The organism is Bacillus sp. FSL W8-0920 (genome assembly GCF_038593215.1).
In the GTDB taxonomy this organism is placed as follows: Bacteria; Bacillota; Bacilli; order Bacillales; family Bacillaceae; genus Bacillus; species Bacillus pumilus.
The window spans coordinates 81,333-97,640 of record NZ_CP151974.1 but is presented as its reverse complement, the minus strand read 5'-3'; the positions used below and the strand labels follow the sequence as shown (position 1 = coordinate 97,640).

The 16,308-nt window shown below is 45.2% G+C and carries 13 protein-coding genes and 2 rRNA genes; all 15 read right to left on the bottom strand.

Features of this window, described 5'->3' with window-relative positions; all coding sequences use genetic code 11:
* Positions 1–42 precede the first annotated feature (42 nt).
* A 23S ribosomal RNA gene (locus NSS78_RS00500) occupies positions 43–2,973 on the bottom strand.
* A gap of 182 nt (positions 2,974–3,155) precedes the next feature.
* Positions 3,156–4,704, bottom strand: a 16S ribosomal RNA gene (locus NSS78_RS00495).
* Together the 16S and 23S rRNA genes form the textbook arrangement of a ribosomal RNA operon.
* A 344-nt stretch (positions 4,705–5,048) precedes the next feature.
* On the bottom strand, positions 5,049–6,548 hold the full coding sequence (gene lysS, locus NSS78_RS00490) for a lysine--tRNA ligase (protein WP_003217915.1): 1,500 nt from the start codon (positions 6,546–6,548) through the stop codon (positions 5,049–5,051).
* Between the two features lie 90 nt (positions 6,549–6,638).
* Positions 6,639–7,640, bottom strand: coding sequence for a tRNA dihydrouridine synthase DusB (dusB, locus tag NSS78_RS00485; protein ID WP_003217922.1), 1,002 nt, complete (start codon positions 7,638–7,640; stop codon positions 6,639–6,641).
* Complete coding sequence (locus NSS78_RS00480) at positions 7,633–7,866, bottom strand: helix-turn-helix transcriptional regulator (protein ID WP_342468262.1); 234 nt, start codon at positions 7,864–7,866, stop codon at positions 7,633–7,635. Before NSS78_RS00480 ends, dusB begins: the two co-directional genes overlap by 8 nt.
* Positions 7,818–8,321, bottom strand: a complete 504-nt coding sequence (gene folK, locus NSS78_RS00475; protein ID WP_342468261.1) for a 2-amino-4-hydroxy-6-hydroxymethyldihydropteridine diphosphokinase — start codon at positions 8,319–8,321, stop codon at positions 7,818–7,820. Before folK ends, NSS78_RS00480 begins: the two co-directional genes overlap by 49 nt.
* On the bottom strand, positions 8,318–8,680 hold the full coding sequence (gene folB / locus NSS78_RS00470; RefSeq protein ID WP_034620891.1) for a dihydroneopterin aldolase: 363 nt from the start codon (positions 8,678–8,680) through the stop codon (positions 8,318–8,320). Before folB ends, folK begins: the two co-directional genes overlap by 4 nt.
* Entirely contained in the window at positions 8,673–9,530 is an 858-nt protein-coding gene (folP, locus tag NSS78_RS00465) for a dihydropteroate synthase (RefSeq protein ID WP_342468260.1), read from the bottom strand. Before folP ends, folB begins: the two co-directional genes overlap by 8 nt.
* A 9-nt stretch (positions 9,531–9,539) precedes the next feature.
* Entirely contained in the window at positions 9,540–10,388 is an 849-nt protein-coding gene (gene pabC, locus NSS78_RS00460; RefSeq protein ID WP_342468259.1) for an aminodeoxychorismate lyase, read from the bottom strand.
* Positions 10,385–10,978 (bottom strand): aminodeoxychorismate/anthranilate synthase component II, encoded by a 594-nt coding sequence (pabA, locus tag NSS78_RS00455; protein ID WP_342468258.1) that lies wholly within the window; start codon positions 10,976–10,978, stop codon positions 10,385–10,387. The genes pabC and pabA overlap by 4 nt, the downstream gene beginning before the upstream one ends.
* A 13-nt stretch (positions 10,979–10,991) precedes the next feature.
* Positions 10,992–12,410 (bottom strand): anthranilate synthase component I family protein, encoded by a 1,419-nt coding sequence (locus NSS78_RS00450; RefSeq protein WP_339160930.1) that lies wholly within the window; start codon positions 12,408–12,410, stop codon positions 10,992–10,994.
* Between the two features lie 124 nt (positions 12,411–12,534).
* Entirely contained in the window at positions 12,535–13,458 is a 924-nt protein-coding gene (gene cysK / locus NSS78_RS00445) for a cysteine synthase A (protein ID WP_003217917.1), read from the bottom strand.
* Positions 13,459–13,535: 77 nt separating this feature from the next.
* Positions 13,536–14,438: a peptidyl-prolyl cis-trans isomerase gene (locus NSS78_RS00440; RefSeq protein ID WP_223251241.1), complete on the bottom strand. Its 903-nt coding sequence runs from the start codon at positions 14,436–14,438 to the stop codon at positions 13,536–13,538.
* Positions 14,439–14,490: 52 nt separating this feature from the next.
* A complete protein-coding gene (hslO, locus tag NSS78_RS00435; RefSeq protein ID WP_212046557.1) occupies positions 14,491–15,366 on the bottom strand; it encodes an Hsp33 family molecular chaperone HslO in 876 nt (291 codons plus the stop codon).
* Between the two features lie 15 nt (positions 15,367–15,381).
* Complete coding sequence (locus NSS78_RS00430) at positions 15,382–16,158, bottom strand: type III pantothenate kinase (protein WP_050945788.1); 777 nt, start codon at positions 16,156–16,158, stop codon at positions 15,382–15,384.
* Positions 16,159–16,308 lie beyond the last annotated feature (150 nt).

The window sequence follows — 16,308 nt, the reverse complement described above, 5'->3', positions numbered from 1 at the left end:
TCTCAAAACTAGATAACAATGTTCAAACTTCACATTAGAATATAGGTTAAGTCCTCGATCTATTAGTATCTGTCAGCTCCACGTGTCACCACGCTTCCACCTCAGACCTATCAACCTGATCATCTTTCAGGGATCTTACTTCCTTGCGGAATGGGAAATCTCATCTTGAGGGGGGCTTCATGCTTAGATGCTTTCAGCACTTATCCCGTCCGCACATAGCTACCCAGCGATGCCCTTGGCAGAACAACTGGTACACCAGCGGTGCGTCCATCCCGGTCCTCTCGTACTAAGGACAGCTCCTCTCAAATTTCCTGCGCCCGCGACGGATAGGGACCGAACTGTCTCACGACGTTCTGAACCCAGCTCGCGTACCGCTTTAATGGGCGAACAGCCCAACCCTTGGGACCGACTACAGCCCCAGGATGCGATGAGCCGACATCGAGGTGCCAAACCTCCCCGTCGATGTGGACTCTTGGGGGAGATAAGCCTGTTATCCCCGGGGTAGCTTTTATCCGTTGAGCGATGGCCCTTCCATGCGGAACCACCGGATCACTAAGCCCGACTTTCGTCCCTGCTCGACTTGTAGGTCTCGCAGTCAAGCTCCCTTGTGCCTTTACACTCTGCGAATGATTTCCAACCATTCTGAGGGAACCTTTGGGCGCCTCCGTTACATTTTAGGAGGCGACCGCCCCAGTCAAACTGCCCACCTGACACTGTCTCCCTGCCCGATAAGGGCAGCGGGTTAGAAGGTCAATACAGCCAGGGTAGTATCCCACCGATGCCTCCACCGAAGCTAGCGCTCCGGTTTCCAAGGCTCCTACCTATCCTGTACAAGCTGTACCAACATTCAATATCAGGCTGCAGTAAAGCTCCACGGGGTCTTTCCGTCCTGTCGCGGGTAACCTGCATCTTCACAGGTACTATAATTTCACCGAGTCTCTCGTTGAGACAGTGCCCAGATCGTTGCGCCTTTCGTGCGGGTCGGAACTTACCCGACAAGGAATTTCGCTACCTTAGGACCGTTATAGTTACGGCCGCCGTTTACTGGGGCTTCAATTCGCACCTTCGCTTACGCTAAGCGCTCCTCTTAACCTTCCAGCACCGGGCAGGCGTCAGCCCCTATACTTCGCCTTACGGCTTCGCAGAGACCTGTGTTTTTGCTAAACAGTCGCCTGGGCCTATTCACTGCGGCTTCTCGGGGCTTTAACACCCTAAGAAGCACCCCTTCTCCCGAAGTTACGGGGTCATTTTGCCGAGTTCCTTAACGAGAGTTCTCTCGATCACCTTAGGATTCTCTCCTCGCCTACCTGTGTCGGTTTGCGGTACGGGCACCTCTCACCTCGCTAGAGGCTTTTCTTGGCAGTGTGGAATCAGGAACTTCGCTACTAAATTTCGCTCGCCATCACAGCTCAGCCTTTACGGGAAACGGATTTGCCTATTTCCCAGCCTAACTGCTTGGACGCGGATATCCAATACCGCGCTTACCCTATCCTCCTGCGTCCCCCCATTGCTCAAATGGTGAGGAGGTGGTACAGGAATATCAACCTGTTGTCCATCGCCTACGCCTTTCGGCCTCGGCTTAGGTCCCGACTAACCCTGAGCGGACGAGCCTTCCTCAGGAAACCTTAGGCATTCGGTGGACGGGATTCTCACCCGTCTTTCGCTACTCATACCGGCATTCTCACTTCTAAGCGCTCCACCAGTCCTTCCGGTCTGACTTCACAGCACTTAGAACGCTCTCCTACCACTGTTCGTAAGAACAGTCCGCAGCTTCGGTGATACGTTTAGCCCCGGTACATTTTCGGCGCAGAGTCACTCGACCAGTGAGCTATTACGCACTCTTTAAATGGTGGCTGCTTCTAAGCCAACATCCTGGTTGTCTAAGCAACTCCACATCCTTTTCCACTTAACGTATACTTTGGGACCTTAGCTGGCGGTCTGGGCTGTTTCCCTTTCGACTACGGATCTTATCACTCGCAGTCTGACTCCCAAGGATAAGTCATCGGCATTCGGAGTTTGACTGAATTCGGTAACCCGGTAGGGGCCCCTAGTCCAATCAGTGCTCTACCTCCGAGACTCTTACCTTGAGGCTAGCCCTAAAGCTATTTCGGAGAGAACCAGCTATCTCCAGGTTCGATTGGCATTTCACCCCTACCCACACCTCATCCCCGCACTTTTCAACGTGCGTGGGTTCGGGCCTCCATTCAGTGTTACCTGAACTTCACCCTGGACATGGGTAGATCACCTGGTTTCGGGTCTACGACCACGTACTCATGCGCCCTATTCAGACTCGCTTTCGCTGCGGCTCCGCATCTTCTGCTTAACCTTGCACGGGATCGTAACTCGCCGGTTCATTCTACAAAAGGCACGCCATCACCCTTTAACGGGCTCTGACTACTTGTAGGCACACGGTTTCAGGATCTATTTCACTCCCCTTCCGGGGTGCTTTTCACCTTTCCCTCACGGTACTGGTTCACTATCGGTCACTAGGGAGTATTTAGCCTTGGGAGATGGTCCTCCCGGATTCCGACGGAATTTCACGTGTTCCGCCGTACTCAGGATCCACTCTGGAGAGAACAACATTTCAGTTACAGGGCTGTTACCTTCTTTGGCGGGCCTTTCCAGACCTCTTCGCTTATATCGTTCCTTTGTAACTCCGTATAGAGTGTCCTACAACCCCAAGAGGCAAGCCTCTTGGTTTGGGCTGTTCCCGTTTCGCTCGCCGCTACTCAGGGAATCGCATTTGCTTTCTCTTCCTCCGGGTACTTAGATGTTTCAGTTCCCCGGGTATGCCTTCTCATACTCTATGTATTCAAGTATGGATACTACTCCATTACGAGCAGTGGGTTTCCCCATTCGGAAATCTCCGGATCAAAGCTTGCTTACAGCTCCCCGAAGCATATCGGTGTTCGTCCCGTCCTTCATCGGCTCCTAGTGCCAAGGCATCCACCGTGCGCCCTTTCTAACTTAACCATTTCTTACTTTAGAAAGAATCACTATGTGTGATGAACTTTGCATTGCATTCAATGTGAATGTATTACTTATTGTTATCTAGTTTTCAAAGAACAATCCTGTCTCGCTAGAGACATGTCTTGAAGGAATGATCCTTCAAAACTAAACAAGACGAAAACGCACACTGCTCCATATATCCTTAGAAAGGAGGTGATCCAGCCGCACCTTCCGATACGGCTACCTTGTTACGACTTCACCCCAATCATCTGCCCCACCTTCGGCGGCTGGCTCCATAAAGGTTACCTCACCGACTTCGGGTGTTGCAAACTCTCGTGGTGTGACGGGCGGTGTGTACAAGGCCCGGGAACGTATTCACCGCGGCATGCTGATCCGCGATTACTAGCGATTCCAGCTTCACGCAGTCGAGTTGCAGACTGCGATCCGAACTGAGAACAGATTTATGGGATTGGCTAAACCTTGCGGTCTCGCAGCCCTTTGTTCTGTCCATTGTAGCACGTGTGTAGCCCAGGTCATAAGGGGCATGATGATTTGACGTCATCCCCACCTTCCTCCGGTTTGTCACCGGCAGTCACCTTAGAGTGCCCAACTAAATGCTGGCAACTAAGATCAAGGGTTGCGCTCGTTGCGGGACTTAACCCAACATCTCACGACACGAGCTGACGACAACCATGCACCACCTGTCACTCTGTCCCCGAAGGGAAAGCCCTATCTCTAGGGTTGTCAGAGGATGTCAAGACCTGGTAAGGTTCTTCGCGTTGCTTCGAATTAAACCACATGCTCCACCGCTTGTGCGGGCCCCCGTCAATTCCTTTGAGTTTCAGTCTTGCGACCGTACTCCCCAGGCGGAGTGCTTAATGCGTTAGCTGCAGCACTAAGGGGCGGAAACCCCCTAACACTTAGCACTCATCGTTTACGGCGTGGACTACCAGGGTATCTAATCCTGTTCGCTCCCCACGCTTTCGCTCCTCAGCGTCAGTTACAGACCAGAGAGTCGCCTTCGCCACTGGTGTTCCTCCACATCTCTACGCATTTCACCGCTACACGTGGAATTCCACTCTCCTCTTCTGCACTCAAGTTTCCCAGTTTCCAATGACCCTCCCCGGTTGAGCCGGGGGCTTTCACATCAGACTTAAGAAACCGCCTGCGAGCCCTTTACGCCCAATAATTCCGGACAACGCTTGCCACCTACGTATTACCGCGGCTGCTGGCACGTAGTTAGCCGTGGCTTTCTGGTTAGGTACCGTCAAGGTGCGAGCAGTTACTCTCGCACTTGTTCTTCCCTAACAACAGAGCTTTACGATCCGAAAACCTTCATCACTCACGCGGCGTTGCTCCGTCAGACTTTCGTCCATTGCGGAAGATTCCCTACTGCTGCCTCCCGTAGGAGTCTGGGCCGTGTCTCAGTCCCAGTGTGGCCGATCACCCTCTCAGGTCGGCTACGCATCGTCGCCTTGGTGAGCCATTACCCCACCAACTAGCTAATGCGCCGCGGGTCCATCTGTAAGTGACAGCCGAAACCGTCTTTCATCCTTGAACCATGCGGTTCAAGGAACTATCCGGTATTAGCTCCGGTTTCCCGGAGTTATCCCAGTCTTACAGGCAGGTTACCCACGTGTTACTCACCCGTCCGCCGCTAACATCCGGGAGCAAGCTCCCTTCTGTCCGCTCGACTTGCATGTATTAGGCACGCCGCCAGCGTTCGTCCTGAGCCAGGATCAAACTCTCCGAAAAAGTACAAAACCGAAGTTTTGTTTTTCGTCAGCGTTTGACTGACTACCTATGATATAACATAGGATTTTTTTATAAAAACTCGAATTAACAGGTACGTTTTGTCTTGTTTAGTTTTCAAAGATCATTTTCGTTATCGCTCGTAAGCGACTTTAATATCTTAACATTTCGTATTGGTTAAAGTCAAGAAGTTTATTCAATTTCTTTTTTTAACCTCGTTGCTGTTTTGCGGCAACGAATAATAATATACCACCTTGATTCTTTCCTTGCAATAGTTTTTTTAAAAAAAGTTTCATTTTATGAAAAATAAAAAGCGCCATAGTTAAAATGGCGCTTTAATTGATGTATTAGCGGTTTCTCATTTGTGGGAAAAGCAGTACATCTCTGATTGATGGAGAATTTGTTAATAGCATGATTAACCGGTCGATACCGATTCCTAGTCCGCCTGTTGGAGGCATACCATATTCTAATGCTTCAACAAAATCGTCATCCATTAGATGCGCTTCGTCATTTCCTTCTTCACGTTCTTTTAATTGAGCTTCGAATCGTTCTCGTTGATCGATTGGATCGTTTAGCTCTGTGAATGCATTAGCATGTTCACGGCGTACGATAAATAGCTCAAAGCGATCAGTGAAGCGAGGATCTTCAGGATTTTTCTTAGCTAATGGAGAAATCTCCACTGGGTGTCCGTAAATAAAGGTAGGCTGCACCAATGTTTCCTCAACTTTTTGCTCGAAGAACTCATTGATGATATGACCTACTGTCATGTTTTTCGTAATTTCAATTCCGTGATCAGCTGCATGCTGTTTCGCTTCTTCTATAGACATCTCCTGCCAGAAGTCTACACCAGTTGCTTCTTTGACCGCTTCAACCATATGGAGTCTTTTCCATTCAGGCTTGAGATCAATTTCATCTTCTCCATATTGAATCGTGGTTGTCCCTAGTACCTCTTCGGCTATATGAGCAATCAGGTTTTCAGTTAGGTTCATGATGTCTTTGTAATCTGCGTAAGCTTCGTACAGCTCGATCATAGTGAATTCTGGGTTATGACGAGTTGATACACCTTCGTTACGGAATACACGGCCAATCTCGTATACTTTCTCTAGGCCACCGACAATGAGGCGTTTTAAGTGCAATTCAATCGCAATACGCATATAGAGCGGCATATCCAGTGCATTATGATGAGTAATGAAAGGACGTGCTGATGCACCACCAGGGATGCTGTGCATAGTTGGTGTTTCAACTTCTAGGTATCCTTTAGAATCTAAGTATCTTCTCATAGATTGAATGATCTTGCTTCGCATGATGAACGTCTGCTTACTTTCTGGATTTACAATCAGGTCAAGGTAACGCTGACGATAACGTTGTTCAACATCTTTAAGTCCATGATATTTATCAGGAAGTGGGCGAAGTGCTTTTGTGAGAACCTCAAAGCTAGTCGCTTTAATAGAAAGTTCTCCTACATTCGTTTTAAATACCGCTCCTGTTACACCGATAATATCACCTAGGTCTGAGCTTTTGAATAATTCGTAAGCTTCTTCTCCTACACTATCTTTACGAACGTAGATTTGAATTTGTCCTTCTAAGTCTTGTATATGCGCAAAGCCAGCTTTCCCTTTTCCACGCTTTGTCATCATACGTCCAGCGATTGTCACTTGGGCAGACTTTTCTTCTAAGTCTTCTTTAGAAAACTCATCGTATTCTGCAATAATTTGTGCAGATTGATGAGAACGGTCATATCGTTCACCGAATGGATCGATACCCTCTTCTCTCATTTTATTCATTTTGTCACGTCTGACCTGGAATTGGTCATTTAATTCTTCGTTATTAAGCCCTTCATTACTCATTTATATCACTCCAATAATGTATTTTGCAGAGAAAAGCAGAAAAACTGCCAGTACATGCACTAGCAGTGAGCTACAAAAAGAAAGATAGTCTTATCCTACTTTTATACTTTGAAGCTCTTTTGCCTCGGCTTCGATCGTAAAGTCATCAAGAACTTGTACAAGCTCCGCTCTCGTTTCGCTTTGATTGATTTGATTTCTCACGTCCGCATTGCCTCGGACACCTTTTAAGTACCATGCTGCGTGCTTTCTCATTTCTCTGACAGCCACATGCTCGCCTTTTAGATCAATAAGTCTGTCTAAGTGAAGCTTGCACACTGACATCTTCTCACGTACATTTGGCTCTTCTTTCAGTTCACCCGTTTCTAAATAATGAACCGTTCGATAGATCATCCACGGGTTTCCTAGTGCGGCTCTTCCGATCATGACAGCATCTACACCCGTTTCATCAAGCATACGTTTTGCATCTTGAGGGGTTTTAACATCTCCATTGCCGATGACAGGAATGGAAACAGATTGTTTGACCTCTTTTATAATATCCCAATTCGCTGTTCCTTCGTACATCTGCACACGTGTCCGCCCGTGAAGCGCAACCGCTTGTCCACCTGCTCGTTCAACAGCACGGGCATTGTCGATAGCGAAGATATGATCTTCGTCCCAGCCCATTCTCATTTTCACCGTAACAGGTTTATCTACAGCATCTACAACAGCAGAGACCATTTCATAAATCTTGTTTGGATCAAGCAGCCATTTCGCTCCTGCATCACATTTCGTAATCTTCGGTACAGGACAGCCCATGTTGATATCAATAATGTCCGCTGTGGTATTCTGGTCTACAAACTTTGCTGCTTCAACGAGAGTGTCTTTTTCACCTCCAAATATCTGAAGGCTCAAAGGCTTTTCCCGTTCATCAATGTATAGCATACCCATTGTTCTTGCATTGTTGATCAGGATCGCCTTGTCACTGATCATTTCAGCGCAGACTAAACCTGCTCCAAACTCTTTCACTGTCAGTCTGAAGGCAGAGTTGCACACACCAGCCATAGGTGCGAGCACCACTTTGTTTTTAATGTCGATATCTCCGATTTTAAACATCACTTCCCCTCCTTCCTTCTTCAAGAATTGGTGAAAGTTCTTCCACCGTTATATTTAAAGCATCTGCTATTTGATCAACCAATTGGTTTGTTGGTAATCGATTGCCTCGCTCAATTTCTCCTAAGACAGAGACAGAGATGCCCAGTCTTTTCGCGAACCCTTCCTGAGTATACCCTTTTAGCTTTCGGTATGCACGAATTCTTCTACCCCACATATCTTTTTCCATATGCTTACACCTTCTTGGTCTGTTACGGCATTTATTTGTACTTTGCCGATTTCTGGGCAAATCTCACTCATCGGAACGAGAACGAATAAACGTTCGTACATTCTAGGATGTGGCACTACAAGCTGTTCTGTTTCAATATTTTCACGATTATAAAGTAAAATGTCAAGGTCAGCCGTTCGCGGTCCCCATCTCACTTCTCTTGTTCTGCCTAACTCTTGCTCGATTTTCTGAGTAAGTGTCAGTAGTTCATGCGGACGAAGCGAGGTGGAAATTTTCACAGCCATATTTAAAAAGTCATCTTGGTTTTCGTAACCTACAGGTGTTGTTTCATATATAGATGAGATTGATTCTACTTGAACCTCTGGATGTTCGTGCAGTTTTTTGACGGCTTCTTTTAAATAGGTTTCCTTTTTCCCTATGTTCGAACCTAAAGCGATGTATGCGGTATTGTTCATGCGCGCGATCTCGTCATTTCAATGGCAACGGACTGATAGTGTCCTGGAATTGGCGGATCTGGTTTGATCACCTTCACTGTACATTCCTGAACTGTCGGGAAGTCCTTTAACACTTGGCTCGCAATTCTTTCTGTCAGTGTTTCAACGAGGTTGACTGATTCACCCTCTACAATGCTTTTGCAGATATGGTAGAGCTCTGCATAATTGATCGTCTCATTGAGGTCATCCGTTTGTCCGGCTTTACTTAAATCAAGTGAAGCTGTTAAATCCACACGGAACCGCTGTCCTAATTTATTTTCTTCTGCAAATACGCCATGGTAGCCGTAAAATTCCATTCCATTTACATATACTTTATCGATGATAAGCGCCTCCTTTATTCAACATGGCATCCATCATTTTTGCCATTCTTGCGATTTCTTTTACATCATGTACACGAACCATCGCACTGCCTTTTTGAATCCCAAGGCAGACCGTAGCCCCCGTTCCTTCAGTACGTTCTTCCGGTGGCAGGTCTAAGACAGCTCCGATGAATCGCTTTCGAGATGTAGCTAAGAGCAGTGGATACCCAAGGTGACAAAAATGTTCGAGTTCATTCATGACCATCAGGTTGTCCTCTTTATTTTTCGCAAACCCTACACCTGGGTCTAATATGATCATGTCATCACGGACACCCGCTTGTTTCGCAATTTGAACACTTTCTTTCAAATCTGCGATCATATCTGAAATTAGATGTGTATAGTTTCGCTCTGGCCGATTGTGCATTAAAATAATCGGCACATTGTGCTTCGCTGCCACATGCGCCATTTGAGGATCTGCCTTCGCTCCCCATACATCATTGATGATGGAAGCTCCGGCTTTCACTGCTTCATCTGCCACATGGGCTTTATACGTATCAATGGAAATCGGTACATCCAATTCTTTTGTGATCTTTTCAATGACGGGAATGACTCTTGAAAGCTCCTCTTGTTCTGAGACAAACGCCGCTCCAGGACGAGTCGATTCTCCGCCTATATCAATGATATGTGCCCCGTCCTCTATCAGCTGCGCTGCATGAGCCAGCGCTTTATCCACTTGATTAAACTTTCCTCCATCTGAAAAAGAGTCAGGTGTAACATTTAAAATGCCCATGACCAATGTCTTTTCTTCATAACTAAGGGTGTGGTGCTTGGCTTGTAAGATTTTAGGCTGTTTTATCACTTGTTGTGTCATTGTGTCCACCTACTCTTTATGTTCTAGACGTTCTTTAGTATATTGTGTTCTCAATTTCGTTGAGATGATCCGGCTGTTTTGGTGCAAGGAGATTTCCCCTATACTTCCGAAAGGCACAATCCCTTGAACAGAATTGGTCATCCATGCCTCATCAGCTGATAGCAAATGGGAGACCGGGTATCGCCCTACTTTTAGCGACGCCTCCATCGCTTGGAGTGTTTCGATACAATATCGACGAGTGACCCCATTTAAAATGCCTGTATCAAGTGACGGTGTATAAATCACATCGCCTTTTCGCCAAAATACATTGGAGGTAATGCCTTCTGCCACATCATTTTCTTTTGTTAAAAAGATGCCTTCTAACGACGGATCATTCCCCACTTCTCTTTTTGCGAGCAGGTTGTTCATATAATGATGAGACTTGAGGCGCCTTGAACCTTCCGGCGTATTTCTTCTCGTTTGAAGAATGGCTCCCTGCTTCTCATCTAAAATAGATTCGGGCCGGAATGGAGAGATCATGACAAACACGACAGGCTCTTCATAAGGATCTGCAGAAAATCCATTGCCTCTGCCTGCAGAAACATTAAAGCGAATTCTCGCATGACCACCGGCTATTTCGTTTTTATTTAGTAAGGTATGAATGATGTCGAGTACAAATGGTTTTTCTATTGTGGATTCGATGCAAAGGTCACCCAATGATTGATTGAGCCTTTCAAGGTGCCAATCTAACAGAAAGACTTGTCCTGCCAGGCTGGTAAATGTTTCGAATACACCGATGCCATATAGAAAACCATGATCAAAAGGAGAAAGAGTCGCGTCTTTCTCCTCTATATACTGACCGTTCAGATAAATGATCATGCGTTTACTTCATGCCCCTTTTTACGATAGGTTTCAATGAAATTTTTCAGCATTTCTTTTCCGAAGGACGTCATAATCGATTCAGGATGAAACTGTACACTTTCAATTGGTAGCTCTTTATGGCGAATGGCCATGAGCTCGCCTTCCTTTGTGCTGGCTGTTGCGACAAAGCACTCCGGCAGCGTCTCGTTTTTGACAATTAATGAATGATATCTCGTTGCGACGAGCGGATTTTGGAGTCCAGTGAAGACACCTTTTCCGTCATGTTCAATCTCTGACGTTTTACCATGCATTAAGCGCTCAGCACGAACGACATCCCCTCCAAAGACTTGCGCAATGGATTGATGCCCCAGGCACACACCGAAGATCGGAATACTTCCCGCAAAGTGCTTGATTGCCTCCATACTAATTCCCGCTTCATCAGGACTGCATGGCCCTGGAGAAATCATGAGAAAATCTGGCTCGAGTTCTTCGATTTCTTGAATGGTTACTTGATCATTCCGTTTCACAATCAATTCTTCTCCAAGCTCACCTAAATACTGGACCAGGTTGTACGTAAATGAATCATAATTATCAATCATTAATATCATGCTCTGCTCACCTCTAACTCAAAATAGTCTCTTCTTTGCTCAACTGTAATGCTTTTTTTACTGCATAGGCTTTTTTAATCGATTCTTTGTATTCGTGCTTTGGTACAGAATCGATGACGATCCCAGCACCCGATTGCATAAATGCTTTGCCTTCAGTGCAGTACGCCGTACGAATGACGATGTTAAAGTGCATATCTTGATTGAATCCAAACCAGCCTATAGATCCAGTATAAAGCCCACGCCTTGTCGGCTCAAGCTCTTCTATGATTTCCATTGTTCTCACCTTTGGAGCACCTGTAATTGTGCCGCCTGGGAATACAGCTCTCATGACATCTACTGCATCACAATCATCACGCAGTTCCCCTTGTACGTTGGATACAATGTGCATCACGTGTGAATATTTCTCAATCGCCATAAATTCGTTCACTCTTACTGAGCCATAAGTGGACACGCGTCCAAGGTCATTCCGCTCAAGATCCACGAGCATCACATGCTCCGCGCGTTCTTTTTCATTTTCAATGAGCTCTTTTGCCAGCGCTTGATCCTCAGCATCGTCTTTGCCTCTTGATCTTGTACCCGCAATCGGTCTTGTTTCTAATTGAGTCCCCTTTTTCTTAATCAGCAGCTCTGGAGATCCACAAACAATTTGGAAATCAGGCGTGTGCAGATAAGACATATAAGGAGATGGATTGACTTGACGTAACGTTTTGTATAAATCATAAGGGTGGGTGTGGAGCTGTTCATCTTGTCTGATGGACAAATTCACTTGGAACACATCACCGCTTGCGATATATTGCTTAATCTTCTCTACTGCTTCTCCAAAGGTTTCTTCGGTAAAAGGTGCTGCTGGTACACATTCTACAGAAGGTTCATGAACAGGTGATTGCGCTGATTCTTTTGCAGAGCTTGTCCACTTTTGCTTCGAATCTTCAAGTCTTTGATGAGTGACACTCACAGATTCCGCTCCCTCTGTGTGAGTGATCAGCCACAGCACGTTTTCTTCATGATCAAAGACTGCAACATCATTAAACACGAGAAAATAAAGGTCAGGTGTTTTCAGGTCATCAATGGACAGCATCTTAAAATGCTCGATATATCTAGCATAATCATAGCTTAAAAATCCAATCGCCCCACCTTGAAAATCAGGGTATTCCTCATTCGTTTCGGTTCGAAGGGTTTGGAACCAATCCGTAAACGCTCTAAATGGATCGCCTTCTTTGAACAGCACCTCATCTTGATAATGGATGGTTGTCATCCCGTCTTTTCCCTTCGCTTTAGCGATTGGGTGAATGCCAGCAATGCTGTATGAACCGCCGCGAGCACTTTCAAGTAGAACATGGTGTGTTTCGCCAGCAGTTAATTGTTCGTATCTTTTCAAGAATGCATCTTTCGTAAAAGGAATTTTGATGCCAATCGGCCTGCGTTGTGTCATGTTATCATCCTTTTTCATTTTCATTAATCTTATTGTAATGCAATCCAATTTATTTAGAAAATAGTATTTGCTTTCCATCTACAGATTTCATAAAAAAACCCCAGCAAATGCTGGGGTAATCGGTTTAATCGAATTGATAAAGAGGTGTGCTGAGGTAACGCTCCCCATTACTTGGGATGATTGCGAGAACCTTTTTCCCTTTACCAAGCTTCTTCGCTGTTTGAAGTGCTGCGTAAATAGCTGCTCCTGAAGAAATACCGCCAAGGATTCCTTCCTCTTTCGCTGCTTTTCTTGCAAGCTCAAATGCATCTTCGTTTTTCACTTGGATAATGCCATCATATACTTCCGTGTTCAAGATGGAAGGGATAAAACCTGCCCCAATCCCTTGGATTTTATGCGGGCCTGGCTTTCCGCCTGATAATACAGGAGAATCTGTCGGCTCTACCGCATAAAGCTGAATCGATGGGATGGCTTCTTTGAGGACTTCACCAGCACCCGTAATTGTGCCGCCCGTACCAACACCTGCAATAAATGCATCAAGCTCGCCGTCGAACTGTTCAAGAATTTCTTTTCCTGTAGTACGACGGTGAATCTCCGCATTGGCTTCGTTGTTAAATTGCTGAGGCATGAAGTAACCGTGCTCTTCTGCCAATTCTTCTGCCTTTTTGATGGCACCTTTCATTCCTTCTGCACCTGGTGTTAATACAAGCTCTGCACCATAAGCGCGTAAAAGGTTGCGACGCTCCTGACTCATTGTGTCTGGCATCACTAGAATTGCGTTAATTCCTTTAGCTGCCGCTACCATTGCAAGACCGATCCCTGTGTTTCCGCTTGTTGGTTCGATGAGCGTGTCGCCGGCTTTTAAAGTACCTTTCGCTTCAGCATCTTCGATCATCGCTAACGCAATACGATCTTTTACACTGCTGCCCGGGTTCATATATTCAAGTTTCAAGTAGACATCCGCACTGTCTTCATCTACTAAACGGTTTAATTTAACGACTGGTGTATTTCCTATTAGTTCAAAAACTGAATTTGCAATACGAGCCATCACTAACACCTCTATCTCCGAGTAATTTTATTGTATTAATATTAAATTATCAATTTCAAAAAATTTTGTCAATGCTTTTAGTCCTGCTCGCCATCGTAAAACCATGTGACTTTTGCTTCTTTCCACAGGGTTTTAACATTCGCCTTTTCACCTAGATCTTCCATGGCAATCTGCCTTTTGATCTGATTTTTGACTTCTTCATACGAGAAGGAGCGACCATCTAATTTTTCTTTCAATTGAATAATGGCATACCCGTTTTTGGTCTCGATCGGTTCTTTTGTCCATTGATCTGGCTGAAGCTTTTGAGCTTCCTGTATGTATAGGGCTGGGATACTTTCTTGTTCTTCTGTGACAAACCCAAGATCTCCGCCATATGGAGAGGTGTAGCGGTCAATGGAGCGTTCAGCTGCCACCGCTTCGAAGCTAGATCCGCCTTTTAGATCCTTCAATACATTTTCAGCTTCGCCCTTTGTCTTCACGACGATATGACGAATACGGTATGAATCATCATATTGATATAAGTCCTTGTTTTTTTCATAAAAGGATTTCGCTTCTTTTTCAGAAACGACAGCATCTCTCGTTAAAAGCTGCTCTAATAATATTTGATAACGAATCTGTTCTGTCCAGTCCTTTTCACTCGTATGTCCATCTTCGTAGAAATTATTTGATACCGCTTTAAGCATCAGCAATTCACGATTGATTTCTTTTGAGGACACCTCAAGCTTGTTTTCTTTCGCAAGCTGATCGACCACCTTCTGATTAATCATTTGCTCAAGTGTTGCCTTTCCATAGCGGTCTTCCATCTTCTTTAACCATTCTTGACGTGTCACCTTCTCTTTTCCAATCGACGCAATTTCTTCACCGCTCTTCCCGTTTGAAGAAGCCTGTGACATTTGCGACTTTGTTAATACATATGCAATGACAACGGCATTGATCATAAGCAACACGAGAATAAATGTCCATACCACTCTTGCTTTCAGTCTCATCTTTCGTCTCCTTTCCATTCTAAAAAGAAAACCCGCTGCTTAGAGCTTAGCGGGTTATTTCTTCACGTAGCTCTTCTAGCTCTTCTTTTGTAAATACATACGTTTCGTTACAAAAATGGCATTGAGCTTCTGCTTGTCCGTCTTGTTCAATCATGTCTTCAATTTCGGCTTTTCCTAGGCTGATAATGCCATTAGAAAAACGTTCTTTTGAGCAGTTACAAGAGAATTCGACAGGTACAGTTTCTAAAATTTGAGGTTTTTCTCCGAGTACTTCTTCTAAAATTTCTTCTGGTGCCATCCCTTTTTCAATGAGTTTAGAAATGGGTTCAATGGTTGAGAGCCGCTTTTCTAATCTTTCAATGACAGCATCTTCTGTTCCAGGCAGTAATTGAATGATGAAACCGCCTGCTGCAAGGATCGAGTTATCTGGATTGACCAAAACCCCTACACCTACAGAGGAAGGCACTTGCTCAGAAGAGACAAGGTAATAAGTGAAGTCATCTCCAATTTCACCTGAAACGATCTCCGTTTGTCCTGTAAAGTGATCTTTCAGCCCGATATCTTTAACAACACTTAACGTTCCAGATGTCCCGACTGCACGTCTAACATCCAGCTTGCCATGTTCATTTAAGTCAAAATGGACTTGTGGGTTTGAGACATATCCGCGCACCTGGCCCTTTGCGTTTCCATCAGCAATGATGGCACCGATTGGTCCACCGCCTTCAATTTTGACCGTTAGCTTATTTTCACCTTTCAGCATAGCACCCATCATGACTGTAGCTGTCATTGTTCTGCCAATCGCTGCTGATGCTGTTGGCCATGTATGGTGTCTTCTTTGTGCTTCGTTGATTGTATCTGTTGTGTTTGCAGCATATGCTCGGACTTTTCCGTCATATGCTAACGCTTTAACTAAGTAGTCCATTCGATTTTAAACCTCCTATAGTACACCGACACGATTACGTTCATAAATGAGTTGAAGTCCTTTTAATGTTAAGAACGGATCAACAATATCAATGCAGTCTGATTCATTTCCAATCAATGTGGACAAACCACCTGTTGCAATGACTTTCGGTGTTTGTTTCGCTTGCTGCTTCATCCGTTTCACTATTCCCTCGACTTGCCCAACATATCCATAAAGGATGCCGGATTGCATCGCACTGATGGTGTTTTTTCCAACAATGTGATCTGGACGGACAATTTCAATTCTCGGCAGCTTCGCCGCTCTTGTATATAAAGCCTCTGTTGAGATGGTAATACCAGGTGCAATTGCCCCACCCATGTATTGTTTTTGTTCATTGATAAAGCAGTAGGTTGTCGCTGTGCCAAAGTCTACGACAATGAGAGGTGCTCCATATAGATGAATCGCCGCTACTGCATTCACAATTCGATCAGCCCCAACTTCCTTTGGATTGTCACACATAATGTTTAATCCAGTCTTCATTCCAGGCCCTACAATTTGGGGAGTTATGTGAAAGTACTTCTCGCACATTCTTTCTAATGCAAACATCATTGGCGGGACAACAGACGAGATGATAATTCCTTCTATTTGGTCAAACATCAGCCCGACATAATCAAATAAAGACCTGATGGCCATACCAAATTCATCTTCTGTTTTATGACGGCTTGTTTCAATTCGCCAATGGTAGTTTAGATCGCCATTATGATAAACACCTAAAACGGTATTTGTGTTCCCTACATCTATCACGAGTAACAACTTCATCACCACTTTGAATAGTTTCTCAAAAAGAGCATTTTTCGACTTTCTATCATACCATACACGAATTGAGTTCCATTTGTAAACAATTCGAAACCGATCCATTCAGGAATCGAAATAAAAAAAGCTGCCGATGATCCCGGCAGCTTT

Coding starts and splice junctions, on each gene's coding strand:
- folK (WP_342468261.1), bottom strand. CDS start 8,321: ATGAACAATACCGCATACATCGCTTTAGGTTCGAACATAGGGAAAAAG.
- hslO (WP_212046557.1), bottom strand. CDS start 15,366: ATGGACTACTTAGTTAAAGCGTTAGCATATGACGGAAAAGTCCGAGCA.
- NSS78_RS00450 (WP_339160930.1), bottom strand. CDS start 12,410: ATGACACAACGCAGGCCGATTGGCATCAAAATTCCTTTTACGAAAGAT.
- pabC (WP_342468259.1), bottom strand. CDS start 10,388: ATGATCATTTATCTGAACGGTCAGTATATAGAGGAGAAAGACGCGACT.
- dusB (WP_003217922.1), bottom strand. CDS start 7,640: ATGTTTAAAATCGGAGATATCGACATTAAAAACAAAGTGGTGCTCGCA.
- lysS (WP_003217915.1), bottom strand. CDS start 6,548: ATGAGTAATGAAGGGCTTAATAACGAAGAATTAAATGACCAATTCCAG.
- NSS78_RS00480 (WP_342468262.1), bottom strand. CDS start 7,866: ATGGAAAAAGATATGTGGGGTAGAAGAATTCGTGCATACCGAAAGCTA.
- cysK (WP_003217917.1), bottom strand. CDS start 13,458: ATGGCTCGTATTGCAAATTCAGTTTTTGAACTAATAGGAAATACACCA.
- pabA (WP_342468258.1), bottom strand. CDS start 10,978: ATGATATTAATGATTGATAATTATGATTCATTTACGTACAACCTGGTC.
- folP (WP_342468260.1), bottom strand. CDS start 9,530: ATGACACAACAAGTGATAAAACAGCCTAAAATCTTACAAGCCAAGCAC.